Annotated in this window: 20 protein-coding genes and 1 rRNA gene; 5 read left to right on the forward strand and 16 right to left on the reverse strand. The window is 73.9% G+C overall.

All coding sequences use genetic code 11. From position 1 onward, the window contains the following. Window positions 1-135 precede the first annotated feature (135 nt). Both ACWDBB_RS26790 and dxr read right to left on the reverse strand, forming a co-directional pair. Window positions 136-1,440, reverse strand: a complete 1,305-nt coding sequence (locus ACWDBB_RS26790) for a M50 family metallopeptidase (protein ID WP_449792030.1) — start codon at window positions 1,438-1,440, stop codon at window positions 136-138. Window positions 1,441-1,509: 69 nt separating this feature from the next. Continuing rightward, window positions 1,510-2,751: a 1-deoxy-D-xylulose-5-phosphate reductoisomerase gene (dxr, locus tag ACWDBB_RS26795; RefSeq protein WP_449792031.1), complete on the reverse strand. Its 1,242-nt coding sequence runs from the start codon at window positions 2,749-2,751 to the stop codon at window positions 1,510-1,512. A gap of 148 nt (window positions 2,752-2,899) precedes the next feature. Here dxr and ACWDBB_RS26800 point away from each other — a divergent pair, with 148 nt between their 5' ends. After that, the gene (locus ACWDBB_RS26800; RefSeq protein ID WP_449792032.1) at window positions 2,900-3,565 is read left to right on the forward strand and encodes an NAD(P)H-binding protein; all 666 of its coding nucleotides are present in this window, start codon (window positions 2,900-2,902) and stop codon (window positions 3,563-3,565) included. 87 nt (window positions 3,566-3,652) lie between these two features. On the opposite strand, the gene ACWDBB_RS26805 is transcribed toward ACWDBB_RS26800, so the two are convergent. From ACWDBB_RS26805 to ACWDBB_RS26815, 3 genes are all read right to left on the reverse strand, one after another. Then, a complete protein-coding gene (locus ACWDBB_RS26805) occupies window positions 3,653-5,095 on the reverse strand; it encodes an aldehyde dehydrogenase family protein (protein WP_449792033.1) in 1,443 nt (480 codons plus the stop codon). 171 nt (window positions 5,096-5,266) lie between these two features. After that, on the reverse strand, window positions 5,267-6,835 hold the full coding sequence (locus ACWDBB_RS26810; RefSeq protein WP_449792034.1) for a PucR family transcriptional regulator: 1,569 nt from the start codon (window positions 6,833-6,835) through the stop codon (window positions 5,267-5,269). A 153-nt stretch (window positions 6,836-6,988) separates the two neighbouring features. Then, entirely contained in the window at window positions 6,989-9,082 is a 2,094-nt protein-coding gene (locus ACWDBB_RS26815; protein ID WP_449792035.1) for an ATP-binding protein, read from the reverse strand. 241 nt (window positions 9,083-9,323) lie between these two features. On the opposite strand from ACWDBB_RS26815, the gene gabT reads away from it, so the two are divergent. Beyond that, window positions 9,324-10,664, forward strand: a complete 1,341-nt coding sequence (gene gabT / locus ACWDBB_RS26820) for a 4-aminobutyrate--2-oxoglutarate transaminase (protein WP_449792036.1) — start codon at window positions 9,324-9,326, stop codon at window positions 10,662-10,664. A gap of 524 nt (window positions 10,665-11,188) precedes the next feature. Further along, the gene (locus ACWDBB_RS26825; protein ID WP_449792037.1) at window positions 11,189-11,851 is read left to right on the forward strand and encodes a phosphatase PAP2 family protein; all 663 of its coding nucleotides are present in this window, start codon (window positions 11,189-11,191) and stop codon (window positions 11,849-11,851) included. Here ACWDBB_RS26825 and ACWDBB_RS26830 read toward each other — a convergent pair. Beyond that, the gene (locus tag ACWDBB_RS26830) at window positions 11,824-12,156 is read right to left on the reverse strand and encodes a DUF2218 domain-containing protein (protein WP_449792038.1); all 333 of its coding nucleotides are present in this window, start codon (window positions 12,154-12,156) and stop codon (window positions 11,824-11,826) included. The genes ACWDBB_RS26825 and ACWDBB_RS26830 overlap by 28 nt on opposite strands. Window positions 12,157-12,323: 167 nt before the next feature. Here ACWDBB_RS26830 and ACWDBB_RS26835 point away from each other — a divergent pair, with 167 nt between their 5' ends. After that, window positions 12,324-12,845 (forward strand): MarR family winged helix-turn-helix transcriptional regulator, encoded by a 522-nt coding sequence (locus tag ACWDBB_RS26835; RefSeq protein ID WP_449792039.1) that lies wholly within the window; start codon window positions 12,324-12,326, stop codon window positions 12,843-12,845. 12 nt (window positions 12,846-12,857) lie between these two features. Here ACWDBB_RS26835 and ACWDBB_RS26840 read toward each other — a convergent pair whose 3' ends face one another. Continuing rightward, on the reverse strand, window positions 12,858-13,763 hold the full coding sequence (locus tag ACWDBB_RS26840) for an EamA family transporter (RefSeq protein ID WP_449792049.1): 906 nt from the start codon (window positions 13,761-13,763) through the stop codon (window positions 12,858-12,860). Window positions 13,764-13,932: 169 nt separating this feature from the next. Here ACWDBB_RS26840 and ACWDBB_RS26845 point away from each other — a divergent pair, with 169 nt between their 5' ends. Then, window positions 13,933-14,838 (forward strand): LysR family transcriptional regulator, encoded by a 906-nt coding sequence (locus ACWDBB_RS26845; RefSeq protein WP_449792040.1) that lies wholly within the window; start codon window positions 13,933-13,935, stop codon window positions 14,836-14,838. A 108-nt stretch (window positions 14,839-14,946) separates the two neighbouring features. Here ACWDBB_RS26845 and ACWDBB_RS26850 read toward each other — a convergent pair whose 3' ends face one another. The 9 genes from ACWDBB_RS26850 to rrf all read right to left on the reverse strand — a co-directional run. Next, on the reverse strand, window positions 14,947-15,717 hold the full coding sequence (locus ACWDBB_RS26850; RefSeq protein WP_449792041.1) for a ZIP family metal transporter: 771 nt from the start codon (window positions 15,715-15,717) through the stop codon (window positions 14,947-14,949). 260 nt (window positions 15,718-15,977) lie between these two features. After that, window positions 15,978-17,696, reverse strand: a complete 1,719-nt coding sequence (locus ACWDBB_RS26855; RefSeq protein ID WP_449792042.1) for a restriction endonuclease — start codon at window positions 17,694-17,696, stop codon at window positions 15,978-15,980. Between the two features lie 114 nt (window positions 17,697-17,810). Then, complete coding sequence (locus tag ACWDBB_RS26860) at window positions 17,811-19,772, reverse strand: hypothetical protein (protein ID WP_449792043.1); 1,962 nt, start codon at window positions 19,770-19,772, stop codon at window positions 17,811-17,813. Between the two features lie 269 nt (window positions 19,773-20,041). Then, window positions 20,042-20,698: a YigZ family protein gene (locus tag ACWDBB_RS26865; RefSeq protein WP_392884192.1), complete on the reverse strand. Its 657-nt coding sequence runs from the start codon at window positions 20,696-20,698 to the stop codon at window positions 20,042-20,044. A 119-nt stretch (window positions 20,699-20,817) separates the two neighbouring features. After that, window positions 20,818-22,107: a DUF6986 family protein gene (locus tag ACWDBB_RS26870; protein WP_449792044.1), complete on the reverse strand. Its 1,290-nt coding sequence runs from the start codon at window positions 22,105-22,107 to the stop codon at window positions 20,818-20,820. A 123-nt stretch (window positions 22,108-22,230) separates the two neighbouring features. Continuing rightward, the gene (locus tag ACWDBB_RS26875) at window positions 22,231-23,781 is read right to left on the reverse strand and encodes a DUF2637 domain-containing protein (protein ID WP_449792045.1); all 1,551 of its coding nucleotides are present in this window, start codon (window positions 23,779-23,781) and stop codon (window positions 22,231-22,233) included. 221 nt (window positions 23,782-24,002) lie between these two features. Continuing rightward, window positions 24,003-24,668: a response regulator transcription factor gene (locus ACWDBB_RS26880; RefSeq protein ID WP_449792046.1), complete on the reverse strand. Its 666-nt coding sequence runs from the start codon at window positions 24,666-24,668 to the stop codon at window positions 24,003-24,005. Further along, on the reverse strand, window positions 24,620-26,029 hold the full coding sequence (locus ACWDBB_RS26885) for a histidine kinase (RefSeq protein WP_449792047.1): 1,410 nt from the start codon (window positions 26,027-26,029) through the stop codon (window positions 24,620-24,622). Before ACWDBB_RS26885 ends, ACWDBB_RS26880 begins: the two co-directional genes overlap by 49 nt. 199 nt (window positions 26,030-26,228) lie before the next feature. Then, window positions 26,229-26,303: ribosomal RNA gene (rrf, locus tag ACWDBB_RS26890) — 5S ribosomal RNA — on the reverse strand; the annotation flags it as partial.

Below are 26,303 nucleotides of genomic sequence, written 5' to 3' on the forward strand. Positions count from 1 at the left end.
GGTTCCCCGGGGTTGAGGTGTGGTCGACCGCCCGGCCGTGACACGGCCGAGGCCGGGCGCGCTGACGATCGCGCACCCGGCCTCCACGGTACGGCACCGCCATGGCGCCCAGCACACCCGTGGTACCCGAACGCCCTAACTGATCTTCACCGGGTTCACCAGGTCGGCGACCATCACCAGCAGGGTGAAACCGATGAAGACGCTGGCCACCACGTACGCCACGGGCATCAGCTTGGCGACGTCGAAGGGGCCCGGGTCGGGCCGCCTGAACAGTTGTGCGAAGCGGCGCCGCACCGCCTCCCAGGCCGCGCCGGCGATGTGCCCGCCGTCCAGCGGGAGCAGCGGCAGCATGTTGAAGAGGAAGAGCGACAGGTTGATGCCGGCCAGCAGGTTCACGAAGATCGCGATCTTCTGGGTGGCCGACTCGTGCAGGGAGAACACCTCGCCGCTGACCCGGGCGGCGCCGACCATCCCGATCGGCGAGTCCGGGTCGCGCGGGGTGTCCCCGACGACCGCGTTCCACAGGCCGGGGATCTTGCCGGGCAGCGCGAGCAGCGACTTCACCCCGTTCTCGGCCATGTCGTACATCCGGTCGACCGACTGCCCGAATCCCAGCTGGACCACACCGCTCGCCGGAGTGAATCCGAGGAACCCGGCCTGGACGGTCTGGCCCTTGAGCGGGACGCCGTTGCCGTCGTACTTCTGGACGTCGTTGACCGCGATGGCCGGGTTGAGGGTGATCTGCTCCCCGGCCCGCTCGACCACGACCGGCACGGTCCGGCCGGCCGACCGGCGGATGTCCGCCTGGAGCTGCTCGTAGCTGCCGATCCGGTCGCCGTCGAAGGAGAGGATCTTGTCGCCCGCCTTCAGCCCGGCCTGGGCGGCCGGGGTCTGCGGGGCGCCCTCCGGGCAGGTGTCCCTGGGCTGACCCACCTTGACCAGGCACTTCTCGACGGAGCTGACCGTCGGCACGCTCATGTTGACGCCGAAGCCCATCATGACGGTCAGGAAGAGCCCGAACGCCAGGATCAGGTTCATGAACGGCCCGGCGAACATGACGATCATGCGCTTCCACGGCTTGCGGGTGTAGAAGAGCCGGTCCTCGTCACCCTCCTGGATCTCCTCGTAGGAGGCCTCGCGGGCGTCCTCGATCATGGTGCGCCAGGGCGAGCTGCTGCGCTTGGTGATCCGACCGTCCTCGCCCGGCGGGAACATCCCGATCATCCGGATGTACCCGCCGAACGGGATCGCCTTGATGCCGTACTCGGTCTCGCCCTTCCGACGCGACCAGAGGGTCGGGCCGAAGCCGACCATGTACTGGGGCACCCGGATGCCGAACAGCTTGGCCGTGGAGAGGTGGCCGAGTTCGTGCCAGGCGATCGAGACGAGCAGCCCGATGACGAAGACCAGGATGCCGACCACCGTCAAAACCGTTGCCACCGCTGGTCCTCCGTCATGCCGCTCCGCTCATCGTTTCGTCCTACTGCAATCGGGGTTGTCAGCCGACCGTCAGCCGGCCGCCAGCTCGCGGGCCCGGGCGCGCGCCCAGTCCTCCGCGTGCAGGACGTCCTCCACCGTCAGGGAAGTTCCCGCCGCCGAACCACCGTCCCGCCGGCCGTGCTCGGCCACGACCTTGGCAACAGTGTCCACGATTCCGGTGAAAGCGAGGCGGCCCTTCAGGAACGCCTCCACGCACTCCTCGTTGGCCGCGTTGAACACCGCCGGGTTGGTGCCACCCAGGGTGCCCACCTCACGGGCCAGCTCGACCGCCGGGAAGGCCTCGTCATCCAGCGGGAAGAACTCCCACGTGGCGGCCTTGGTCCAGTCGCAGGCGGGGGCGGCGTCCGGCACCCGGTCCGGCCAGCCCAGGCCCAGCGCGATCGGCATCCGCATGTCCGGCGGGCTGGCCTGGGCCAGGGTCGAACCGTCGGTGAACTCCACCATCGAGTGCACCACCGACTGGGGGTGGACCACGACCTCGATCCGGTCGAACGGCACGTCGTACAGCAGGTGCGCCTCGATCACCTCCAGGCCCTTGTTCACCAGGGTGGCCGAGTTGATCGTGACGACCGGGCCCATCGCCCAGGTCGGGTGGGCTAGCGCGTCCTGCGGGGTCACGCCGGCCAGCTGGTCACGGGTGCGGTTGCGGAACGGACCACCGCTGGCGGTGACCACCAGCTTGCGCACCTCGGCCCGGGTGCCGCCGGCCAGCGCCTGGAACAGCGCGGCGTGCTCGGAGTCCACCGGCACGATCTGGCCCGGCTTCGCCACCGCCTTCACCAGCGGACCGCCGACGATCAGCGACTCCTTGTTGGCCAGCACCAGCACCCGGCCCGCCCGCAGCGCGGCCAGCGTCGGCCGCAGGCCGATCGAACCGGTGATGCCGTTCAGCACCGAGTGGCACTCCAGGGCGGCCAGCTCCGTCGCCGCGTCCGGGCCCACCAGCACGGTCGGCAGCGGACGGCCCACCGCCTTCGCGGCCAGCGCCTCGCGCAGCGCCGGCTCGGCCGCCGGATCGGCCACCGCCACGGTGTGCACGCCCAGCCGCACCGCCTGCTCGGCGAGCAGCTCCACCCGGCCGCCGGCCGCCGACAGGGCGACCACCCGGAAGCGGTCCGGGTTGCGGAGCACCACGTCGATGGCCTGGGTGCCGATCGAACCGGTGGAGCCCAGGATCACCAGCTCCCGGGGGCCGGAGGGGTCCGCCACGGTGGGCGTGAAGCGCAGCTGCGGGTGGGCGAGCGAAGTCATGCGCCCATTGTGTCCTGTCCGCGGCACCGTCCCCGACCTCTGCGGGGGTTCCCCGGACTTCCGCGGCCCCCTGGTCCTTCCCCGCCCTCTACGGCCTGTCCCGGGATTCCCCGGGCCACCGCGCCCGGTCCGGGCTACCGTCGGAGCCATGCGTACCGTCATCGCCGGGGGCCACGGACAGATCGCGCTCCGGCTGGAACGGCTGCTCGCCGCGCGCGGCGAGCGCCCCGCCGGGATCATCCGCCGCCCCGAACAGGCCCAGGACCTCGTCGACGCCGGTGCCGAGCCGCTGCTGCTCGACCTGGAGGCCGCCACCGCCACGCAGCTCGCCGGGCTGCTGACCGGGGCCGACGCGGTGGTCTTCGCCGCCGGCGCCGGACCGGGCAGCGGCGCCGCCCGCAAGAACACCGTCGACCGGGACGCCGCCGTGCTGCTCGCCGACGCCGCCGAACTCGCCGGGGTCCGCCGGTACGTGATGGTCTCGACGATGGCCGCCGACGCCGGGGCGCACCACCCCGACGAGGTCTTCGAGGCCTACCTGCGGGCCAAGGGCGCCGCCGACGACGCCGTCCGCTCCCGCACCGCGCTGGACTGGACGGTGCTGCGCCCCGGGCGGCTCACCGACGGCCCCGGCACCGGCCTGGTCCGGCTGGCCCCCTCGGTCGACCGCGGCACGGTGGACCGGGCCGACGTGGCCGCCGTCCTGGCCGCCCTGCTGCACGAACCCGGCACCGCCGGACAGACCCTGGAGCTGGTCGCCGGGAACGCCACCGTCGAGGAGGCGGTCGCCGTGGCCGCCGGGCACGACGGCTGAACCCGCCGGCCGCGAACGCGAGGAGGGCCCGGTTCGGCCGAACCGGGCCCTCCTCCACGACACCGCACGGCGCCGTCACGGGCTCTCTCAGAGGTCGAGGCCGCTCAGGACCATGACCTTCTCGACGGTGTAGTCGTCCATCGCGTACTTGACGCCCTCGCGGCCGACACCGGAGTCCTTGACACCGCCGTACGGCATCTGGTCGGCACGGTAGGACGGCGCGTCGCCGATGATCACACCGCCGACCTGCAGCTCCCGGTGGGCGCGGAAGGCGGTCTGGAGGTCGTGGGTGAACACGCCCGCCTGGAGGCCGAACGCGGAGTCGTTGACGGCCGCGAAGGCCTCGTCCACGCCGTCCACCCGGTGCAGCGACAGCACCGGGCCGAACACCTCGGCCTTGGCCAGGATGGCGTCCTCGGGCAGCTCGGCCAGCACGGTCGGGGCGTAGGTCGCGCCCTCGCGGGTCCCGCCGGTGAGCACCTTGGCGCCCTTCGCGACCGCGTCCTCGACCCAGGACTCGACGCGCTTCGCGGCGTTCTCGTCGATCAGCGGGCCGACGTCGGTCGCGTCGTCGCTCGGGTCACCGGTGACCTGCGCCCTGACCTTGGCGACGACCTTCTCCGCCAGCGCGTCGTACACCGACGCGTCGGCGATCACCCGCTGCACCGAGATGCAGGACTGGCCGCCCTGGTAGTTGGCGAACATCGCGATCCGGGTGGCCGCCCAGTCCAGGTCGGCCTCCGAGGACCAGTCGGCGAGGACCACGGCCGCGGCGTTGCCGCCGAGCTCCAGGGTGCAGTGCTTGCGCGGCACCGAGTCCATGATCTGGTAGCCGACCTTGTCCGAACCGGTGAAGGAGATCACCGGCAGGCGCTCGTCCTGCACCAGGGCCGGCATCCGGTCGTTCGGCACGGTCAGGATCGACCAGGAACCGGCCGGCAGGTCGGTCTCGGCCAGGATCTCGCCCAGCACCATCGCCGACAGCGGCGTCGACGGCGCCGGCTTCAGGATGATCGGGGCGCCGACCGCGATCGCCGGGGCGACCTTGTGGGCGACCAGGTTCAGCGGGAAGTTGAACGGGGCGATCCCGAGCACCACACCGCGCGGGAAACGGCGCACCAGCGCGAAACGGCCCACGCCGCCCGGGTCGGTGTCCAGCCGCATGGTCTCGCCGTTGGTGCGGCGCGCCTCCTCGGCGGCCCAGCGGAAGACCGACACCGCGCGGCCGATCTCACCGCGGGCCCACTTGATCGGCTTGCCGTTCTCGGCGCTGACCAGCTGGGCCAGCTCCTCGGTGCGCTCGGTCAGCCGCTTGGCCACGTGGTCCAGGGCGGCGGCACGCTGGTGCGCCGGGGTGGCGGCGAACACCGGCAGAGCGGCGACGGCGGCGTCCAGCGCCTCGTCGACCTGGGCCTCGGTCGAGATGCTCACCTTGCCGACCAGACGGCCGTCCCAGCTGTTGTGCACCTCGAAGTCGGCGTCACCGCTCGCCCGGCGGCCGGCGAGCCAGAAATCGTACGTGGTGGTCACCGTGGTACCGGCCCTCTCCTCGTCTGTCCTACGGCCCACGGACGTGGGACCCGGACTTGAGGGTAGGCGGGGCGGCACGCCGACCGGATTGGCCGACTAGGAGCGTTCGCCCCCGGGGCCACTCCACCACGTCCTACCGGGGCGCGGCCGCCGACCCGCGCACCCCGCGTCTCACTCCTCGCCGGAGCGGAGCGCCAACCACAGCTCCATCCGCACGTCCGTGTCGTCCAACGACCGGCCCAGCAACTCCTCGACCCGGCGCATCCGGTAGCGCAGCGTGTGCCGGTGCACCCCCAGGTCCGCCGCCGCCGCGTCCCACTGGCCGTGCCGGGACAACCACGCCCGCAGCGAGGCCACCAGGTCCCCGCGCGCCGTCCGGTCGTGCTCCCGCAGCGGCCGCAACAGCCCCTCCGCGAAGGCCGTCACCGCGTCCTCACCGAGCAGCGGCAACAACGACCCCGCACCGACCTCCTCGTGGTCCACCGACCGGCGCCCGCCACGCAGCGCCACCGCCAGCGCCCGCTCGGCCTGCGCGTGCGCCGTCCCGGCCTCCTCCAGCGCGGCCGGCGCCGAAACGCCCAGCGACAGGCCCTCGTGCTCCTCCACCGCCCCCAGACAGGCCCGGTGCACCGCACCGTTGTCCAACGCCAGCACCATCAGCCGCGGCCCGTGCGCACCGTCCTCCCGCGCCACCAGCAGCTTCTCGCCCACCCGGGCACCCGCCTGCTCGGCCCGGTCGCCCAGCTCCCCCAGCGCCTCCGCGGCATTCGTGCCCGCCGGCCCGGCCCCGGCCACCAGAACCCGTATCGTCCCCTCCGGCAGCCCCCCGAACAGCCCCACCGCCACCTGACGGGCCGTCGCCACCTCACCGGCCAGCACCATCCGCAGCAGCGCCGCGCCCATCCGCTCCTCCGCCTGCCGCAGCTCCCGCGAGCGCTCCAGGGTGAGGGTCAACAGCGCCACCGCCGCGTTCAACACGTACCGCTCGGTCGGCGTGATCCGGTCCTCGGTCCCCACCGCCAGGAAACCCCGGGCCCGCCGGTCCGCCCCCAGCGACTGGACCACCACGTAGTCCTCGTCCGCCGTGTCTATCCCCGGCGCCCGCCCCTGCAAGGCCGCACTCGACGGCGCCGGCCGCCGACGCAGCCGGTCCACCTCCGCCGCCAGCCTCCCCGCCCGGCGCGCCGCCCAGTCCGGAGCCACCACCGACAGCGCACCCGACCCGTCGTACAGAGCCGCCCAGCCCCCCAGCCGGGCCGCCAGCCGGCGCACCACCGCCGTCGTGCCGTCCTTGCCGAGCGCCGCCCTCGTCAGCTCCTCCTGAGCCTCGAAGCTGGTCGTCACCGCCTCGTACTGCTCCGCGGCCAGCGCCGCCGACACCACCTTGCTGATCGCGATGAACGGCGTCGGCTCCGGCACCCGCAGCAACGGCAGCCCGCGCTGCGCCGCCGCGTCCACCAGCGGCTGCGGCACCTCCGTGTGCGACAACCCCACCCCGAGCCCCAGCCCGACCACCCCCGCGTCGGCCAGCCGGTGCACGTACGCCTGCAGCTGCGCCGCCGTACGACCCAGCTTGATACCGGTGGTGAGCAGCAGCTCGCCACCCTCCAGGAACGGCGTCGGGTCGTCCAGCTCACTGGTGTGCACCCAGCGGACCGGCCGCTCCAGGTGATCCGCACCGGCGAGGACCGTCAGATGGAGCGACGTGTTGCGGACGACGGAGGCGAGTGTGGGGGGCATGGCACCTTCGGGGGATCGACCTGACCGCGCCGTTGCGGCCGGGCGAGGAGAGGGACGTGGGACTGGTGAGGGTCTCTCCCCTTCATTATGGACGCCCCGGACAACCCGCACTGCCGAATCCACCTCGAAGGCGACTTCCCCGCCGCCTCGCCCTCAGCCCCTGAGGTCCACCAACAGCGGCGGCACCTGCTCCCCCGACACCGCCGTCAACGACACCACCGCATGCCCCGCCGGCAACGCGTGCGCCAGATCCGACGGCGACCACCGCAGCCGCTCCACGTCCCGCGTCGTCACCGACTCCGTCTGCGCCGTCGTCCCCGACAACGCCTTCCGCCCGATCCGGCCGGCGCGCCTTATCACGCCTCCGGAGGTGTCGGGGGTGTGGGTGACCGCGGTCTCCTGCACCAGGTGCGTCCCCCAGGCCTCCGAGAACAGCTTCCCGTCCCACGGGGCGATCCCCGGGAACGCCATCCGGCAACCGACCGCGCCGAACAGCGGTGCCCGCAGCGCCTCGGGCAGGTCCACCAGCGTCCGCAGCACCAGCACCGCGCCCGCGTTCGCCCCGCGCATCCGCTGCAGCCCGCGCACCGCGGTGGCGTCCAACGCCGCCGAGGCGTCGTCCACCACCAGTCCGGCGAACAGCGAACGGTCCTCGCGGGCCCCGGCGGCCTGCACGAACTGCCCCACCACCAGCCTAGACAGCATCCGCGCCGCCTCCGGGTGGCTCCGCTCGGGCAACTTCACCCGCACCCGCAGCGGATGGTCCAGCACCCGCATCGCGAACGGAGGCCGCCCGGTGCCGTCGGTCCCGAAGGCGCCCTCGAAGGCCGGCCGCTCCAGCAGCGCCAGCCGGTCCGCCAGCAGCGCCCCGGGGTCGTCCGCCCGGTCGCGCTGCCGCTCCCGGTACTCCAGGTCCCGCTCGTGGACCGCCAACCGGCCGACCACCCCGAGCGCCTTCACCAGCGCCGCCAGCACGTCCGCCTCACCAGCCAACAGCGCCCGCAGCTCCCGCACCCCCGGGTAGCGGCCGTACGCCGCGTGGAACGGGCCCACCACCTGCTGCAACGCCGTACGGGCGTGCTCCGCGCGGGCGGTCAGTTCGTCCGGCAACAACGCCTCGGCCAGCCGGGCGGCCGCCTCGTCCGGATCCCGCGCGGCGCCGTAGAGGTCCAGCCCGTACAGCGAGGACGGATCGCCGGGCGCGATCACCACGTCGTACCAGGAATCCGGGCCGAGATCGGCGTCCGCCGCCCCGACGACGACCGCGCAGGCCGTACCGGACAGCGCCTGCAGGCACAGCGCCTCGGCCACCGGCCGGGCCAGCCGCGCCGTCTTCCCCGTCCCGGCCGGGCCCACCGCCAACAGCGAGGTGCCCAGCACCGCCGGGTCCAGCGCGAAACCGGCCGCCCGGTGGCCCAACGGGTTCTTCGGGACGTCCTGGATGGTGCCGAGCCGGACCTGACCGAGCAGCAGATCGTGCCGCTCGGCGCGGCCGGGCAACTCGCGCGCCTCGGAGGGATGGGCGAAGGCCGCCGCACCGCGAGTGGCCACCTGCTCGGCGAAAGCGGGCACGAACACCGGGTCCGCCTGGGCGGACTCCCAGGCGCGCCGGATCCGCACGTAGTCGACGTCCCCCACGGGCTCGCGATCCAGCCGGGCGGCCGCCTCGGCCGCACCGCCCTGGCGCAACCCGTCCCACGGGTCCTGCCCCCACCCGGCCTCGGGCGTCCCCGGGGCGTCCTCCTCGGCGGGCTGCTCCTGCGTCACCGTGCGCGACAGCAGCGGCGCGGCGTAGCGGCGCCAGACCTCGGGCCAACGGCCCATGCGACCGAAGGCCTTGATGACCCCCGCGATCACTAGGACGTTGGCCACTAGGAGCGTGAACATGGCCTCGGCCTCTGAGGGCGAGGCAAGCGGGCCGATGCCCGTCTGCCTACCGAACCACACCAGCACGTACGTCAATAGCTGCGTGCCGTACAGATAGGCGAACCACGCCACCACCGCGTTCAGCCCCGCCCGCAGCAGCAGCGGCCAGGTCGCGACCTTGGCCGCCTCCGCCCGCTCCGGGTCGAGTCGGCGGTAGCCGAGCCGGTAGATGCCCGGGGCGGCGGCGGGGCGCGGGGCGCAGGCCCACGCCGGGAGGTCGAAGGCCCCGTCCCGGCCTGTGCCCGGGCGTTGGTGGGGCAGGGGGGTCGGGGGTCTGGTGGTGGTGTGCTCGCCGTGGTGGTGTGCCCCGTCCTGTGCCATGTACGGCCCCGCTCCCTCGCCCGCCCCGGCCCGACCGCCGTCGGTGCCGCCATACCCATGCCGCCGTACCGGCGACACGCCCGCGCTCAGGGTAGTGGAGCGTGGCCTGCGGGTAGTCGCGCCACCCGCGCTGGCCGTGCCGGACAAGTCGGACGGCGCACTGCTACCGAGTGGCGCGTGCCGGGGTGGGGAGGGCGGCCGTAGCCTGCGAAGCACCGAGCCGAGAAGTCTGGAGAACCCCATGAGCGCCGCAACGCCGCTCCCGCAGGAGCGCCGCCTGGTCACCGCGATCCCCGGTCCGAAGTCGCAGGAGCTGCACGCCCGCAAGCTGGGTGCGGTGGCGGCCGGTGTCGGCACCACCCTGCCGGTGTACGTGTCCCGTGCCAACGGTGGCGTGCTGGAGGACGTGGACGGCAACTCGCTGATCGACTTCGGTTCCGGCATCGCCGTGACGAACGTCGGCAACAGCGCCGAGGCCGTGGTGGCGAAGACGACCGAGCAGCTGGCCGCCTTCACCCACACCTGCTTCATGGTGACCCCGTACGAGGGTTACGTGGCCGTCGCCGAGCAGCTGAACGAGCTGACCCCGGGTGACCACGAGAAGCGCACCGCGCTGTTCAACTCGGGCTCCGAGGCCGTCGAGAACGCGGTGAAGATCGCCCGCGCCTACACCAAGCGCCAGGCCATCGTGGTGTTCGACCACGGTTACCACGGCCGCACCAACCTGACCCTGGCGCTGACGGCGAAGAACATGCCGTACAAGCAGGGCTTCGGTCCGTTCGCCCCCGAGGTCTACCGGGTGCCGGTCGCCTACCCGTACCGCTGGCTGACCGGTGCGGAGAACGCCGCCACGGAGGCCGCCGCCCAGGCGATCGACACCATCAACAAGCAGATCGGCGCCGAGAACGTCGCCGCGATCATCATCGAGCCGATCCAGGGTGAGGGCGGCTTCATCGAGCCGGCCAAGGGCTTCCTGCCGGCGATCGTGGAGTTCGCGAAGGCGAACGGCATCGTGTTCGTCGCGGACGAGATCCAGACCGGCTTCTGCCGCACCGGCCAGTGGTTCGCGTGTGAGGACGAGGGCATCGTCCCGGACCTGATCACCACTGCCAAGGGCATCGCGGGCGGTCTGCCGCTGTCGGCGCTGACCGGCCGCGCCGAGATCATGGACGCCGCGCAGACCGGTGGCCTGGGTGGCACCTACGGTGGCAACCCCGTGGCCTGTGCCGCCGCGCTGGGCGCCATCGAGACGATGAAGGAGCAGGACCTCAACGGCAAGGCGCAGCGGATCGGCGAGGTCATGCTGGGCCGCCTGCGGGCCATGCAGGAGAAGTACGAGATCATCGGCGAGGTCCGCGGCCGCGGTGCGATGATCGCCGTCGAGCTGGTGAAGCCGGGCGGCAAGGAGCCGAACGCGGAGGCCACCGCGGCCATCGCCAAGGCCTGCCACGCCGAGGGCCTGGTCGTGCTGACCGCCGGCACCTACGGCAACGTGCTGCGCTTCCTGCCGCCGCTGGTCATGCCGGAGCACCTGCTGAACGAGGGTCTGGACATCCTGGAGGGCGCGTTCGCCGCTCTCTGAGCGGTGTCGCCCGTCAGGTCGTGAACCCCCTTCCGGAGGGTTGTCCGGACAGCGCTGAACGGCCCGTGGGGACCTCTGGTCCGCACGGGCCGTTCGGTTTCCGGGCGCACACTGCGCATGGCGCGCACAGTGCGCCCGGCCGCGTGGTGCGCGCACCACGGGTGGTCCGGCATGATCGACGGAGGGCCCGAGAAGCCGCCCGGCGCGGGGTGAAGATGATGTGCGGAATCGCTGTAGGCGCTCGGCGCGGAAGGGCTGTTGACGTAGTGTCATCGCAGATGGACGGCGAGCCTCAGCCGTCGGCGCAGCCGTCCGCGGGGCCTCTTCGGGGGCCGGTTCCGCGGGTGCCGCACGAGGACGACCAGGCCGGCCCGGGAGGGCCGGCAACCACTGAAGACCGATCGACCGACCGTCCGACCCACACCCCCCGGGGCGCGCGGAACGGCGATCATCAGAGCCGCCCCGGAGCTTCCCCCCCTGCTCCGGGGCGGCTGTCCGCTGTTGCGGGCCGGGCGGCGCGGTCGGTGGCCGTGCCGGTGGTGGCCGCGGTGCTGCTGGTGGTGGTGTCCTGGCAGGTCGCGGTGGACGGGCCGCTGCTCGGTGTGGACCGGTCGGTCCGCCGGGCCGTCCGGACGGCCCACGCGGACTTCCCGAACGCGCTGGTCGACCGGCTCGGCCACGTGTTGTCGGATCTGGGCAGCGGTGTCCCGGCAATTCCGGTGCTGTTGCTGGCCGGCGTGCTGGCGGCCTGGCGGTGGCGCCGGGCCGGGGCCGGGCGCTGGTGGCTGCCGCTGCCGGTGGCGGCGCTGACGGCAGGGCTGATCCCGTTGCTGGTGGTCCCGGCGAAGGCGGTCTTCGCCCGGCCGGGTCCGCTGGGGGATCCGCTGACGGCGGGCCAGTGGGGCTGGTACCCCTCTGGGCACACCGCGACCGCGACGATCTCGTACGGGGTGGCGGCGCTGTTGCTGGCCCGGGTGGCGGGGCCGCGCGCGGCCCGGTGGTCGGCGGCGGGTGCGGCGCTGTTGTCGCTCGGGGTGGGTGCGGGGCTGGTGTGGAGCGACTTCCACTGGCTGCTGGACGTGGTGGCGAGTTGGTGCCTGGCCGTCCTGGTGCTGTGGCCGCTCGCCCGGTGGCTGCCCCGGCCGGGTGCCGGGGGGCGTCAGGCCTCGGGGTCCTCGTTGCGGTGAACCAGGCCGGGTTCGCCGTTGTCGCGGTGCCACTCGATGACGAGTTCGTCGCGGGCGCCGAAGCGGACCAGGTGGCGGCCGACGACGTCCTCCAGGCCGGGCAGGTTCTCGCGCTCGCCCTCGACGGTGAGCAGCAGCGCGTCCGGCTGCGCCTCCAGGGTGGCGGTGCCGGCGCCGAAGACCATCGTGCCGCGGCCGGTCTCCTCGGAGTAGACGGCTTCGATCTTGCGCCCCATGTGGGCGACGAGTTGCTTGGCGTAACGGCCCGGGCGGTCGGTGGCGACGCGGGCTTCGGAGCGGGGCATGGGCCCTCCAGGATCGAGGAGGGGAACTTAGGGTCCCCTCACTTGGGAGTACGCTAACCCAGATACTGAGCTAGGCTCAACATATTTCCGCGATCGCCCTCCGCCGCCGGCCGCGGGCTCCGCACCGACGGCTACCCTGGGGCGGACGCCAGCCGAGGAGACCGCCGATGACCACCACGCCGACCGACGAACCGGCGGACCCCTCCCCCGGCCCCCGGCCCGGCGCACCGGGCACCGCCGCCGAACTGGCCGACGCGATGACCAGGGCGATCAAGCGGATCCGCCGTCAGACCGGCTGGCGACTGGAGCCGTACGGCATCACCCCCGGCCAGGCCCGGGCGCTGCGCACGCTCGCCCACGTGCCCGGCTGCGAGTCGCCGGACCGTGCGATGCGGCTGAGCGACCTCGCCGACAAGCTGCACATCGCCCCGCGTTCGGCGACCACCGTGGTCGACGCGCTGGAGGAGGCCGGGCTGGTCGAGCGCAGCCCCGACCCGGCCGACCGGCGGGCGGTGCGGATCCTGCTGACCGAGGCGGGCCGGGCGGCGGTGGAGCGGATCGGGCAGGTCCGGGACGAGGTGGCCCAGGAGTACTTCGGCGAGGTCAGCCCCGCCGACGAGGAGGTGCTGCTGCGGGTGCTGCGCTCCGCCGAGGCCCGCTTCCTGGAAGCCGGGCCGCCACGGCGGTAGCCACGGCCCGTCCTACCGGTCGTTCCCGGATCCCGGGCCGGGCCGATCGACGCGACGGGCCCTGGCCCCCGGCCGCAGCGCGGTGATCCCGATCCCGGCGATGACCAGCAGCGCGGCCACGGCGGCCGTCGGGCTGATCCGCTCACCGAGCAGCAGCCAGGCCGAGGACATCCCGAACACCGGCACCAGCAGCGAGTAGGGCGCGACGGCGGTCGCGTCGTAGCTGCGCAGCAGGAAGCTCCAGGCGACGAAGCCGAGCAGGGTGGAGACCAGCCCGACGTAGGCGATCGCCCCCAGCCCGGCCGGGGTGATGTCGCGCAGGGCGCGCAGGTCCGCCTCCGGACCCTCGACCAGCAGGGACAGCGCCAGCAGTGGCAGCGGCGGGACGGCGCTGACCCAGACCATCCAGCGCAGCGCGTCCGGCGGCGCGGCCTTGCGGGTCAGCACGTTGGCCAGTCCCCAGGCGACGGCGGCCAGGACGACCAGGGCGAAGGCCCCGAGCGGCCCGCCGGCGCCCTGGTCCCAGGCGCTCAGGGCGATGCCTGCGAAGGCGACCGCCAGGCCCGCCAGCCGCTGTCGGCCGGGGCGTTCGCGCAGCAGCACGGCGGCGAACAGCGCGGTGAAGCCGGCCTGCCCCTGGAGCACCAGGGAGGAGAGCCCGGCCGGCATCCCGGCGTGCATGCCGAGGAAGAGCAGCCCGAACTTGACCACGCCGAGGACCGCGCCGACCGCCACGACCCAGCGCCAGGCCACCCTGGGCGGGCCGACGAAGAAGACCGCCGGCACCGCGACGACGGCGAACCGCAGGGCGCAGAAGAGCAGCGGCGGGAAGCTGTCCAGGCCGACGTGGATCAGGACGAAGTTGAGGCCCCAGACGGCGGCCACCAGGACGGCCAGGGCGATGTGGCGCGGGCTCATGCCGCCCCGGCTGCCGTTGCCCCCCGTACCTCCCGTGCTGCTCGTGCTGCCTGTGCTGGGGCGGCCGCTCGGGGCGGCGGCGGTTGTCGCGGTCATGGGTCGAGCATGGCGGCGCCGGACCGTGTAGCACCAGCGATGAATACTGAAGGGGACACTTTAGGATCACTGCATGATGGATCTGGGGCGCCTGCGGGCGCTGCACGCGGTGGCGGTGCACGGCTCGGTCGGCGGGGCGGCCGCCGCGCTCGGCTTCACGCCCTCGGCGGTCTCTCAGCAGATCGCCAAGCTGGAGCGGGAGACCCGGACGGTGCTGCTGGAGCGGCAGGGCCGGGGCGTGGTGCTGACCGACGCGGCGCGCGAACTGGCCGTCACCGCGCAGACCGTGCTGGGCCTGGTGGAGCAGGCCGAGGTGCGGCTGGAGGAGCAGCGCGGCCAGGCCGTCGGGCGGCTGCTGGTGGCCGCGTTCCCGTCCGGTGCCCGCGGCCTGATGCCCTCGGCGCTGGCCGACCTGCGGCGGCGCTGTCCGGAGCTGGACGTCCGGCTGCTGGAGCGCGACCCGTACCCGGCGGCCGAGCTGGTGGCCCGGGGCGAGGTGGACCTGGCGCTGGTGCAGGACTGGCCGACCGTGCCGCTGCCGGTGCAGGAGGGGGTGTCCCGGATGGACCTCGGCACGGACCCGGTGGACCTGCTGCTGCCCGTCGGCGACGCGCTGGCCGCGCTCGACCCGGTGCCGGTGGAGCGGCTGTGCGGGCAGCGCTGGATCAGTGTGCCGCCGGGCAACATCTGCCACGACTGGCTGGTCCGGACCCTGCGCGAGGCCGGTGAGGAGCCGGACGTGCACTACCAGGTCGGGGAGTTCGAGACACAGATCGCGCTGGTCGCGGCCGGGCTGGGGATGGGCCTGGTGCCGCGGCTCGGGCGGGGCCCGCTGCCGCCGGGGGTGGTGGCCCGCCGGGTGGCCCCGGAGCCGAGCCGCCGGGTGTTCGCGCTCTGGCGCTCCCAGGCCTCCCGGCGGCCGGCCATCACCGAGGCGCTGGCGTCGATGCGGGAGTGCTGGGGGCGGCTTCCGGTCTGAGGGCCGTCCGGGTGCCGCGGCGGACGGTCCGGGCCCGAGCTTCGCCTCCGGACGCGTACCGGGCTTCTGACGGGTCTCGTACGGGCGTCGTGCGGGCGTCGCGCGGGCTCAGCCGGCGAGTCCGATCACCAGCCACATGAAGCCGACCCCGGCCACTGTGCAGAGCAGGGTGCTGCGCGAGGGGTGCGGGCTGTGCGCCTCGGGGAGGATGTCGGAGGTCGCCAGGTAGAGCAGGAAGCCGGAGAAGAACCCCAGGTAGAGGCCGAGCAGGTGCCCCGGGATGGTGAACGCCAGGGTGATCGCCGCGCCGGACACCGGGGCCAGCGCGTCCGCGGCGAGCAGGGTCAGTGCCCGCCGCCGGTTGTTCCCGTACAGCCGGGTGATCGTGTACGTGTTGAATCCGTCGGCGAAGTCGTGCGCGACCACCGCGATGGCCACCACTGTGCCGACCGTGGTGCCGGCCTGGAAGGCGGCGCCGATCGCGAAGCCGTCCATCACGCTGTGTCCGACCAGGGCCAGCGCGGCGGTCAGCCCGATGCCCTGGTGCCCGGCAGGGTGGGCGTGCCCGTGGTGGCCGTGGTGGCCGTGGGAGTGCGCGGCGTACTCGCCCTCGTGGCCGCGGTGGATGGCGACCGCGCGCTCGACCACGTGGATGGTGAGGAAGCCGGCCGCGAACATCAGCAGCGCCTGCGGCACGCCGTGCACCTCGTGCGGAGCCTGGTGGAGCGCCTCGGGCAGCAGGTCGAAGGCGACCACGCCGAGCATCAGTCCGGCGGCGAAGCCGAGCACCAGGTGACGGCGGTCGCGGGTCCGCTGGGCGACGAAACCGCCGAGCAGGGTCATCAGGAACGCCGCGGCGGCGACCAGTACCGCGGTCATCGGGTCGGCTCCGCCGCCGGTCCGGCCTGGCGGCCGGGGCCTTCGTCGGATGATCCGCCGAGCGCTCTGCCCATTCCTGTCCCCCTGGGATCCGCCCGTGGCCGGGCCGATCGCCGACCGTACCGGACGCCCGTTCGGCGGTGATCACCCGGGGTGCCGGGGCGCGGTCGGGAGCCGTCCCCCCAGCCTCGGCCCGGGCCTGCCGGGACGCCTGCCGGACCGGCCGCCGGAGTGAGTCCGCCCATCGGGGCGGGGGCCGGTCAGCCGCCGGTGGCTAGCGGCAGACCGAGGTGGGTGTGGGCGAGTTGGCGGACGCCTTCGCCGTCGATCAGGTGGATGTGCCGGTGGGCCTCCGCGGCGGTGAGGTCCAGCACCTCCTCGGTGAACCGCCCGGTGGTCAGCCGCAGGCCGCGCTCGGCGGACTCCTCGCCGACCGCCTCGGCCAGGGTCTCGATCTGCTCGGCGCCGACCGACGCGGTGTCCCGGGAGGCCCAGACCACCCAGCGGCCGGGCAGCGCGGTACCGGGCGCGCCCTCGCCGGTGGCGACCAGCCCCGCCGGACCGCGCAGCCGGACGCTCCACTGGGCCATCCCGCCGCGGGTCAGCAGGTCCCGCACCAGCTGGGCGAACTCGTTGGCGGACAGGTCGGCGGCGGCCGGCACGGTGGCCCCGGCCTGGGCGGCCGGCCGGACACCTGCCCTGCCGTACGGGTCCGGGGTGACGGCGGCGCCGAGCTGACGCAGCCGCACCAGGGCCTCGTCCTGCTCGGCGTCGGCGTAGACGCCCTCGTCGTCGCGCTCCTCGTACGGGGTGCCCGGCGGCAGCAGCCGGGTGCGGGCCAGCGCATCCCGGTCGGCGTCCACGCTGACCAGGCAGATCGGCTCCGCCGTGGCGGGATCGCGCAGCCAGCCGTTGAGGACGACGCCGGCGAGTATCTCGTCGGTGTCGACGGCGTCGGCCGCCTGCAGGGCGCGCAGGGCCAGCCGGGCGACCAGCCGCAGGTAGTCGGTGGCCCGGTCCGCGGTCGGGCGCGGCACCGGGAGGATGTCGCCGTCCGGGGCGAGCCGGTAGCCGGCGAGCGAGGGCACCAGTTCGAGCGTCGGCAGGTCGAGGTCCAGCACGGCGGTGCGGGTGAGCGGGCGGAAGACCGCCCGGCAGGGGGTGGGCAGGTCCTGGGTGGCGGTCTCGGCGGCGGCCAGCGCCCGTTCCAGCAGCGACTCCACGGCGGCCGGCTCGGCCAGCCGGTAGGCCCGCCGACACTCCTCCAGGCTCTCGTTGTACTCGCGGACGGCGCGGGCCCGGGCCTGCTCGGCCGCCTCGTGGGCGCGCCGGGACTCGTCGGCGGCCGGGCCGCCGGCCTCGGCCCGGCGGGTGCGCCACTCCCGCAGGGCGCGCTGGTGGGTGAGCCGCGCCTGGGCCAGCTCCCGCTGGTAGCCCGAGTCGAGCAGCCGTCGGGACGGGCCGCTCTCCGGGTCGGCCGCGGGCGGCTCGGCGGGCGCGTAGTCCTCCCAGCGGGGCTCGGCCCCGTCGTCGGCGCCGGGGCCGTCGGCCGGGTAGGGGCGGGGCTGGTAGTGGCGCAGCTGGCTCTCGAAGTCCATGGCCGAGACGGGCAGCGCGGCCCGCCGCAGCAGGTCGGCCAGCCGGTCGTGGTCGGCCTGGACGGCGCGCGTGCGGTGGTGGGCCAGGGCGGCGGCCCGGGCTTGGGCCGCCACGGCCTCGTCCGGGTCGGCCTCACCGGAGGCTGAACCGGAGCCGGAGCCAGGGTGGCCGGGGCCCTTGCCGGACGGGCCCTCACCGGACTGGTGCTCACCGGACGGGCCGTCACCGGCCGCGCTGCCATCGGGGCGGTCGGTGACGGCGCTGTCCGGTGCCGGACCCTCCGCGGCGCCGAAGTCACGGAAGACCGAGGCGAGGAAGCCCGGCCGGGGGAACTGGACGGTGGCGGTTCCGTCGGACTGGCCGTCTGCTGGGTACTGCATCGGTCGTCGTTCCCCCATGCTCGTCCGGCTCCTGCCCGGGGCGGTCGGCGAGCCTGTGGACCCGCTCCTGCCGGACATTGTCCCCCGAACGGGCGCAGCGGTCAGCCAAGCCGCTCAGTTGGTCCGGGTGTTGGTCAGGTGCAGACCGATGTAGCCGACGTAGATCCGGCCGCTGCCGGAGCAGTCGTCCAGGTAGTGCAGCCGGGGCGCGGTGCGGCCACCGCCGATCCGCAGGTGCGCGCCCATGAAGGCGCGCCGGGAGGAGTCGACGCATTCCGGCACCGGCAGCATCCGCTCGCGCTTCCACTTGGTGTGGCTGAACACCGTCCGGGACTCCCCGCGGACCGCCTTCCGGGGCGGGAAGCGGCGACAGCCCTCAGGGGTACGCTCGCACCACTGCTTGAAGTCCCCGCCGGCCGCACCACGCACGGCCGCCTCGGCGTACTCCTGGAGGGCGGTCAGGCCGTCCCAGGCGAGCCGGGCCCAGCCCGCGCCCGCGCACTGGAGTCCGTCCAGGGCGAGCGCGTTCTTCTGGTCACCGGTGAAGGTCACCAGCGGGAACTCGCCCAGTCTGGCCATGAGTTCGGTGAAGGTCTCGGGCACGCCACCGAGGTCGGGGGGCCGGGCCGTGGGGTGCGTCGCCCCGGCGGCCGGCCCGCCGCCCGGTACGACGCAGTGGCGGCCGGTCAGGGCGCGGGCTCCGGAGCGGAGACGGCCCTCCCGGATGTCCCGCCCGTCGCGGCCCTCCCGGCCCTGGCCGTGCTCGCGGTGGTCGCGGCGCTCCAGGCGCGGGGTGTGCCGGACCGGCTCCGACTCGTCGGCCCTGGCCTGCTGTCCGACGCGGTCCCGCTGCTCCTCGCGGACGAGCCCGGCCGGTTCGGCGCCGCGGGACGGGACGGCCCCGTCCGCGGTCCGTACGGTGGCCTGCCCGATGGCGCGCTCGGCCGCCGGCTCGGCCGGCCGGCGGAGCTGCGGCGGCGGGACGCGCAGCACCGGGACGGCCGCCAGTGGCGGGGGCATGGGCCGCTCGGCGGCCAGGCGGCGCGGCTCGCGGGAGAGCAGCCCGGCGGCACGGCGCGGATCCTCCTCTATTCGGCTCCGGGCGAGTACCGGATGTCGGGCGCTGTCCTGCCGGGAGGCCGGGTCGACCTCGGGCAGGTAGGTGCGCACCGCGCCGCCGTAGACGGTGTGGTACTCCAACGCGACGTTGAATCCGGTGCGGGCCCCGGGGTCCAGCACGTAGGCGGTGGCGAGGCCGGGCAGTTGCTGGCAGAGCGGGGCCACCACGTCCTGCACCCAGTGGTCGAGCGGGAGGTTCACCGGGACGCTGGCCACCACCGTCGGCAGCCTGCGTTCGGGATCGCACAGCTCGTCGATCAGGGCGTCCACCTCGTCCGCCGTGATCAGCCGGGGTGCGGAGTGGACGGCGGCCGGGCCATCGGTGGCGTCGAGCAGCGGGAGGAGCGCGCGGGCGAGTTCGGGCACCGGCACCCGGCACGGGGTGCGCACTCCGCTGCCGGTGTTGTGGGTCTCGGCCTCCAGCCGGACCCAGGTGGGGCCGTCGGGAGCGGTGGCCACGGTGAGGGTGAGCTGCTGGGTGCCGTGCGGGGCCGGGGTGCGCAGGCGGCGGCGGTCGTAGCGGCCGGTGCCCGGGCCGCCGCGCAGCGGCCCCTGGTCGCGGTCGAGCAGGACGCGCCCACCCAGGTGGAGGCGCTCGGTACTGGGAGCCGGTTCGGCACTCTGCCCGACGGCGGCGTGCTGGACCGGTGGGGGCTCCTCGAAGCCCTCCTGCTTCAGCCAGTCCGCCAGTTGTTCGTCGGCCAGGGCGACGGCCTCGGCGTGCGTGAGGGCCGTGGTGACCGTCATCCGGTAGGGCGTCGCCGGACCCCGGGGGCCGGGCAGGTCGGCGGCGGTGTGCGAGCGGACGCGGTTCGGGGCGGTGCGGTTGGCGATCGGATGGTTCGAGGTCGGGTGGGACGACGCCGGGTGGTTCGAGGTCAGATGGTTCGAGGTCGGGCGGTCGGAGGTCGGAGTCGTCGCGGACGGGGGATTCGAGGTCGAACGGTCTGAGGTCATGCGCATACCTCCGTGGTGCGGGGTGGGGTCCTGTGTCCTCCATCGATGGTTTCGTCCGGTTCTGCCGGAACCTTGCCCAGGAAACGCCACGGCCCGGAGCGGAAGTTCCAACTCCGGGCTACGGCACTACGTTCGGGTGAATCTGCTCAAGCGGTCTTCCGCGTGGCGCAGGGCCGGGGCTACAAGAGACGGCCGGTCAGGGGCCGTCCCTGGCCGCCCGACGGCTCCTGCGCTCCGCCGGCCCCACGAGGTGCCGTCCGCCCCGCCGGTCAGACCGGCACCTCGACGTAGGTGCGGCCGGCCGGGACCGCCGCCGCGGTGCCGCCGGTCGCCTCGGCCAGCCAGGTGTGGAAGTCCGCCACGTCCGGCTCCGGCACGCCCACCTCGATCCGCACCCCGGTGGCCTCATACGCCAGGTCGCTCACCGCGTACCCGGCCGCCCGCAGGTCGTTCTCCACCCGTCCGGCCCGGACGTGGTCCACCGTCACCGCGAGCAGCGCGACCGGCCGGCGCTCCAGCAGGCCGATCTCGTCCACCGCCTCCGACACCGCGTTCCCGTACGCCCGCACCAGGCCGCCCGCGCCGAGCTTGATCCCGCCGAAGTACCGGGTGACCACGGCGACGGTGTCGGTCAGCCCGCGCCGACGCAGCACCTCCAGCATCGGCACCCCGGCCGTGCCGCCGGGTTCGCCGTCGTCGCTGGAGCGCTCGCGGCGCTGGTCGTCGCCGACCACGAAGGCGGTGCAGTTGTGCCGGGCGTCCCAGTACTGCTTGCGGATGCCGGCGATGAAGGCCTGCGCCTCCTCCTCGTCGGCGACCCGGGCGAGGTGGCAGATGAACCGGGACTTCTTGATCTCGGTCTCGTGGCTGCCGGCCCGCCGGATGGTGAGGTACGGCCTGGCGGTGGGCTCCGGCGTGGCGGACATGGTGTGGGGGTCCTCCCGAGGACGGCGAAGGCTGATGGCGCACGCTCCGGCGCACCGGGGCGGCACCGCCAGCCTAGTTGGCGCCCGACGGGAGGGACCGGCGACCGACTGCCGGCGCTTCAGCGGCCGGCCAGCGCGTTCAGCCGCTCGCGGTCCAGGCCGGTCAGCGCGGTGACCTCGGCGAGGTCGACGGCCCCGCAGTCCAGGCCGCGCACCAGGTAGCCGCTCAGCGCCCGGGCGGTGGCGGGCTCGTCCATCACGGCGCCGCCCGTCTTCGCGACGTACGCGACCAGCCGGGCCGCCGCGGCCGCCAGGCCCTCGCGGTAGAAGGAGTAGACCGCGACGTAGCGGGTGGGCAGGTGCGCCGGGTGCATGTCCCAGCCCTGGTAGTAGGCGCGGGCCAGCGAGCGGCGGACCAGGTCGTGGTGGAGCCTCCAGGCGGCGTGCACCTGCTCGGTGGAGCCGGTCGGGAGGACGTTGGTCGAGCCGTCGGAGAGCCGGACCCCGGTGCCGGCGGCCGCCACCTGCATGACCGCCTTGGCGTGGTCGGCCACGGGATGGTCCATGCTCTGGTGGGCCGCGCTGACGCCGCAGGCGGCGCTGTAGTCGAAGGTCCCGTAGTGCAGGCCGGTGGCCCGCCCCTCGGCGGCCTCGATCATCCGGGCGACGGTGGCCCGGCCGTCCGGGCCGAGGATCGCCTGGGTGGTCTCGATCTGGATCTCGAAACCGATCCGGCCGGCGGGCAGCCCGGCCCTGCCCTCGAAGTCCTCCAGCAGTCGGACCAGCGCGGTGACCTGCTCGGCGTAGGTCACCTTGGGCAGGGTGAGCACCAGGCCGTCCGGCAGCCCGCCGGCGGCCGACAGGGTGGCCAGGAACAGTTCGAGGGTGCGGATGCCGCGGGCCCGGACGGCGGCCTCCATGCACTTGATCCGGATGCCGAGGTACGGCGGGGCGCTGCCCTCGGCCACCGTCGCGGCGACCAGCTCGGCGGCGCGGACGGCGGCCGCGTCCTCCTCCGCGTCGGGGCGGGGGCCGTAGCCGTCCTCGAAGTCGATCCGCAGGTCCTCGATCGGCTCGCGCTCCAGCTTGGCGCGGACCCCGGCGTACACCTCGGCGAGCAGTTCGTCGTCCGCGACGCCGAGGGCGCGGGCGAGCTCGGCGGGGGTGGCGGCGTGGCGGTCCAGGGCTTCCCGGGCCCGGCGGCCCCACTCCCGCACGGTGTCGGCGCCGAAGGCGTCGGCCGGGACGTAGACGGTGTGCACCGGCTGCCTGGTCCCGGGCTCACCCGGGTAACGGCGCGCCAGGTCGGCGTCGACCGGGGCGAGCAGCGCCTCCACGGCGGCGCGGGCCGCGGTGGAGAAGGAGGCCCCGCCTGCCGGCCCGGTTGCGTCGGCTCCGACCCCTGTCATCCGCGCTCCTCCATGCCGAATCTTCGCTTCAACACTTTGTTGAAGCGAAGGTAGCTCCGGCGTGACCGGGCGTCAATGACCGGCATCCGCGGCCGACCGGTCCCCGGACGGTGGCGGCTGCGGTCAGTCCCTCCCGGCGGCGGCGTAGCGCTCGTTCAGCTCCGGGTACAGGTCGGCGACCTCCTTGGGGTGCACCGAACCGTCCGGGCCCTTCCCGGTGACGCCGAACTCCCTGGTCAGCCAGTCTGCGAGGCGCTGGGGGTCGGGCTGGTGGCCGTAGCTGTCCATGTACGAGACGAGCGCCTCGTAGGCGAGGTCCGGGTCGAGGCGCGCGGGCACCGGAGGGACCTCGCGCTGCTCGGCGTGGACCGGCTGCTCGGCGTGGGCACGCTCGTCGGCCGGGACCGGCTGCTCGGGCTCGGTGGGCTGCTCGGGCCGCTGCTGCGGGCCGACCGGGTGCTGCGCCTGCGGACCGGGCGCGGGCTCAGGCGCGCGAACGGAGGCGGAGTCGGGCTCCTCGGCGACCGGGCGCGGCGGCTTGAACCAGGGCGAGGCCTGGCCGGGCACCCGCCCGCCCGGGGCGGCGTCGGCCGGGTGGCCGGTGGTGCGGACCGGGCGGGCGGTCCAGACGTTCAGCTCCTCGCCACGCGGCTGCGGGAGGGCGTCCACCGCCTCCTCCGGCTCCTGGGCGACCCGCAGCCGGACGGCGGCCAGCTTCGCGAGCATCGGTGCGGCGACCTCGGCGGACATCGGCGCGACGGTCGCGGACTGCTGCGGTTGTTCGGGCTGGGCCTGCTGGGCCTGCTGGACCTGCTGGACCTGCTGGACCTGCGAAGCAGCCTGCTGGACGGCCTGCGGTGCCTGCTGCTGGTGCTGGGACTGCTGGGCCTGGACCTCGGCGGCCGGGCCGATGGCCGCGGTGGCGCGGTGCTCCTGAGGGACCGTTTCCTGCGCCTCCGCCTCCGCCGACAGCTCGATGGCCTCGCGCTCCCGTCCCTCGTCGTCCAGCCGGTCGAGCAGGGCCGGGTCCAGAGGCACGCCGAACTTGGCGAGCTTGAGCGGCAGCAGCGCCTGGATCGGCGCCGAGCGGCGCCAGCCACGGCCGTACCGGAAGCGCAGCTGCGCCCGGTAGACCAGGCGGTTCTGTTCGAGTCGGATGACCTCGTCGTAGGAGCGGAGCTCCCAGAGCTTCATCCGCCGCCAGAGCCGGAAGGTCGGCACCGGGGAGAGGATCCAGCGCATCACCCGGACCGACTCCATGTGGCGGTCCGCCGTGATCGCCGCGATCCGGCCGACCGCGTGCCGAGAGGCCTCGACCACGACGACGAAGAGCACCGGAATGACGGCGTGCATCCCCATGCCGAGCGGGTCTCCCCAGGAGGCGGCCGCGTTGAAGGCGATGGTGGCGACGGTCAGCAGCCACGCGGTCTGCCGCAGCATCGGGAAGGGTATTCGCAGCCAGGTCAGCACCAGGTCGAGCGCGAGGAGCACGACGATGCCGGCGTCCACACCGATCGGGAAGGCGTAGGAGAAGGCTCCGAAGCCCTTCTCCACGGCCAGTTCGCGCACCGCGTTGTACGACCCCGCGAAGCCGATGCCCGAGATGATGACGGCACCGGCCGCGACCAGGCCGAGCAGGCCCCGATGGGCCTTGGTGAGCGTTGGGCGTGCCATTACGTCTATCAACCCCTGGATGTCGGCTGCTGCCGTACGCTGCCTCGGCTGCCGAGTCCCGTTGCTGGGCCCCCGGACGGCTGAGCAATCTCCGGGCTCGGCCCACCGGAGTTTACTCGTACACGTGTTTAAGCGTTCCCGCAGCCTGGGGTGTCACAGGGCGGCGGACCGACGCCGGTCTCCGGCACCGCGTGGAGCTGCGGTGGAGGCGGGTCGGATCGTCACCGGGGCCGCCCCGCCGTGCCGTTGAGGTAGGCGAGCACGGCCATCACCCGGCGGTTGGCGTCCTCATCGGGGGCGAGTTCGAGCTTGCTGAAGATGTTGGCGATGTGTTTGGCCACCGCGCCGTCGCTCACCGACAGACGGGCGGCGATCGCCGAGTTCGAGCAGCCCTCGGCCATCAGCTCCAGCACCTCGCGCTCGCGCGGGGAGAGCCGCTGCAGCGGACCGGGCCGGCGCGAGGTGGTCTGCATCAGCTTGGCGATCACGTCCGGGTCCATGGCGGTGCCGCCGGAGGCCACCCGGCGGACCGCGTCGATGAACTGCCCGGCGTTGAACACCCGGTCCTTCAGCAGGTAGCCGATCCCTCCGGTGCCGTCGGCCAACAACTCCCGCGCGTAGAGCTGCTGGACGTGCTGCGACAGCACCAGCACCGGCAGGCCCTCGATCTCCCGCCGGGCCTTGAGCGCAGCCTGCAGGCCCTCGTCGGTGAGCGTCGGGGGCAACCGGACGTCGACCACGGCCACGTCCGGGCGGTGGGTCAGCAGCGCCTCCAACAGCTCGGGACCGGTCTCCACCGCCGCGGCGATGGTGAAGCCGTGCGCTTCCAGCAGCCGGATCAGGCCTTCGCGAAGGAGGTAGAGGTCCTCGGCGAGGACAACTCGCACGGCAACTCCAAGGTGATGGTGGTGGGTCCGCCCGACGTGCTGTCGATGGAGAGGACACCGTCGAAGGTACCCAATCGCTTCTCGATCCCGCGCAGCCCCGTCCCGCGCGAAGGGTCCGCCACCCCCACGCCGTCGTCCGTCACCGTGACCCGCAGGAAGCCGGCCCGGTAGAGGATGTCCACCCACACCTGCTCCGCCCCGGAGTGCTTGGCCGCGTTGGCCAGCAGCTCGCAGACGCTGAAGTACACGGCGGCTTCCACGGCGGCCGGCAGCCGGTCCGGCAGGCTCACGCACACCTCGGTCGGCAGCGCGCTGTCCAGCGCCAACAGCTGGACGGCGTCGCCCAGCCCGCGCTCGGCGAGCACCGGCGGGTGAATGCCCCGCACCAGGTCCCGTAGCTCCTGGAGGGCCCGGGCGGACGACTGGCGGGCCTCGGCGAGGAGCTCCCGCGCGGCCTCCTGGTCGGTGTCCATCAGGTGCTCGATGGTGCCCAGCGTCATCCCGATCGCGACCAGCCGCGCCTGGGCGCCGTCGTGCAGGTCCCGCTCGATCCGCCGCAGCTCGGCCGCCTGGTTGCCCACCGCGTCCGCCCGCGTCTCCGTCAACTCGGCCACCCGCCTGGTCAACTGGGCGTGCGAGGCCCGGCCGTCCTGGTCCAGCACCCGCCGGGCAGCCTCCGCGTACATCCGCACCGCGAACGGTGCCACGAGTATCCCGACCACGATCATGGCCGCCCCGAGCACGGTGCTCACCAGGATGGACGCCATCCGGCCGCTCAGCGGGCCGAAGTCGTTCACCGTCACCGGCCCCGACAGGACGTAGACGACGCCCAGCCCGAGCAGAACGGCCACCGGGCCGACCACGGCCGCCACGAGGAGCGGGTTCACCAGCATCCAGAGCAGCTCGGCGCGGGTGGTCCGGTCCCGCAGGCCCCAGTGGACCAGCTGCGCGTACTTCGCCACCGTCCGCGAGCGGTGGTACGTGTACCCCGTCCACCAGTGCCCGCGCCCGTCCAACTCCAGCTCCGGGCGCGGAGCATAGGTGGCCGGCAGCCGTATGCCGAACCAGCGCGCCAGCTGGCCGCGGGCACGGTCGGCGACGCTGCGGACCAGGAAGGCCGCCACCACCGAGCCGGCGATCGCCGCCACCAGCAGCGCCGCGAGGATCTCCGGAGAGTAGTTCTGGAGGAACTGGGCCGTGGCCACCCCGGACAGAACGGCTGCCGCCACCGGCAGCACCACCCCCGGCACCGCGGTCAGCAGCAGTACGACCAGCCGGGTCAGAGCCTCGCCGCCGGTCTCGAAGGCTGCCCGGGCCTGCGCACCTAGGGACGTGCCGCCTGTACGACTCACTGTTGTCACGGGAAGCTCCTGATGCCGGTACCGATCGTCCTCCGTCAGTCTTCACGAACCGTCCATCACCCACACTGGCCATGGCACCCCAATTCCGGGGTGGACCTAGGACCACCTGCCAGTGGACAGAGTGACACCAGCGAGTGAGATGGCCCGGAAATGCGAAAAGCCCCTGATCCGAATGGATCAGGGGCTTTTCAGAAGAATTGTTCGGCGGCGTCCTACTCTCCCACAGGGTCCCCCCTGCAGTACCATCGGCGCTGTGAGGCTTAGCTTCCGGGTT

It is taken from the genome of Kitasatospora sp. NPDC001095, assembly GCF_053598615.1.

Excerpts from the sequence above, each read along its gene's own strand:
- dxr (WP_449792031.1), bottom strand. The coding sequence starts at position 2,751 with ATGACTTCGCTCGCCCACCCGCAGCTGCGCTTCACGCCCACCGTGGCG.
- ACWDBB_RS26800 (WP_449792032.1), top strand. The coding sequence starts at position 2,900 with ATGCGTACCGTCATCGCCGGGGGCCACGGACAGATCGCGCTCCGGCTG.
- ACWDBB_RS26810 (WP_449792034.1), bottom strand. The coding sequence starts at position 6,835 with ATGCCCCCCACACTCGCCTCCGTCGTCCGCAACACGTCGCTCCATCTG.
- ACWDBB_RS26815 (WP_449792035.1), bottom strand. The coding sequence starts at position 9,082 with ATGGCACAGGACGGGGCACACCACCACGGCGAGCACACCACCACCAGA.
- gabT (WP_449792036.1), top strand. The coding sequence starts at position 9,324 with ATGAGCGCCGCAACGCCGCTCCCGCAGGAGCGCCGCCTGGTCACCGCG.
- ACWDBB_RS26830 (WP_449792038.1), bottom strand. The coding sequence starts at position 12,156 with ATGCCCCGCTCCGAAGCCCGCGTCGCCACCGACCGCCCGGGCCGTTAC.
- ACWDBB_RS26835 (WP_449792039.1), top strand. The coding sequence starts at position 12,324 with ATGACCACCACGCCGACCGACGAACCGGCGGACCCCTCCCCCGGCCCC.
- ACWDBB_RS26840 (WP_449792049.1), bottom strand. The coding sequence starts at position 13,763 with ATGAGCCCGCGCCACATCGCCCTGGCCGTCCTGGTGGCCGCCGTCTGG.
- ACWDBB_RS26845 (WP_449792040.1), top strand. The coding sequence starts at position 13,933 with ATGATGGATCTGGGGCGCCTGCGGGCGCTGCACGCGGTGGCGGTGCAC.
- ACWDBB_RS26850 (WP_449792041.1), bottom strand. The coding sequence starts at position 15,717 with ATGACCGCGGTACTGGTCGCCGCCGCGGCGTTCCTGATGACCCTGCTC.
- ACWDBB_RS26855 (WP_449792042.1), bottom strand. The coding sequence starts at position 17,696 with ATGCAGTACCCAGCAGACGGCCAGTCCGACGGAACCGCCACCGTCCAG.
- ACWDBB_RS26860 (WP_449792043.1), bottom strand. The coding sequence starts at position 19,772 with ATGACCTCAGACCGTTCGACCTCGAATCCCCCGTCCGCGACGACTCCG.
- ACWDBB_RS26865 (WP_392884192.1), bottom strand. The coding sequence starts at position 20,698 with ATGTCCGCCACGCCGGAGCCCACCGCCAGGCCGTACCTCACCATCCGG.
- ACWDBB_RS26870 (WP_449792044.1), bottom strand. The coding sequence starts at position 22,107 with ATGACAGGGGTCGGAGCCGACGCAACCGGGCCGGCAGGCGGGGCCTCC.
- ACWDBB_RS26875 (WP_449792045.1), bottom strand. The coding sequence starts at position 23,781 with ATGGCACGCCCAACGCTCACCAAGGCCCATCGGGGCCTGCTCGGCCTG.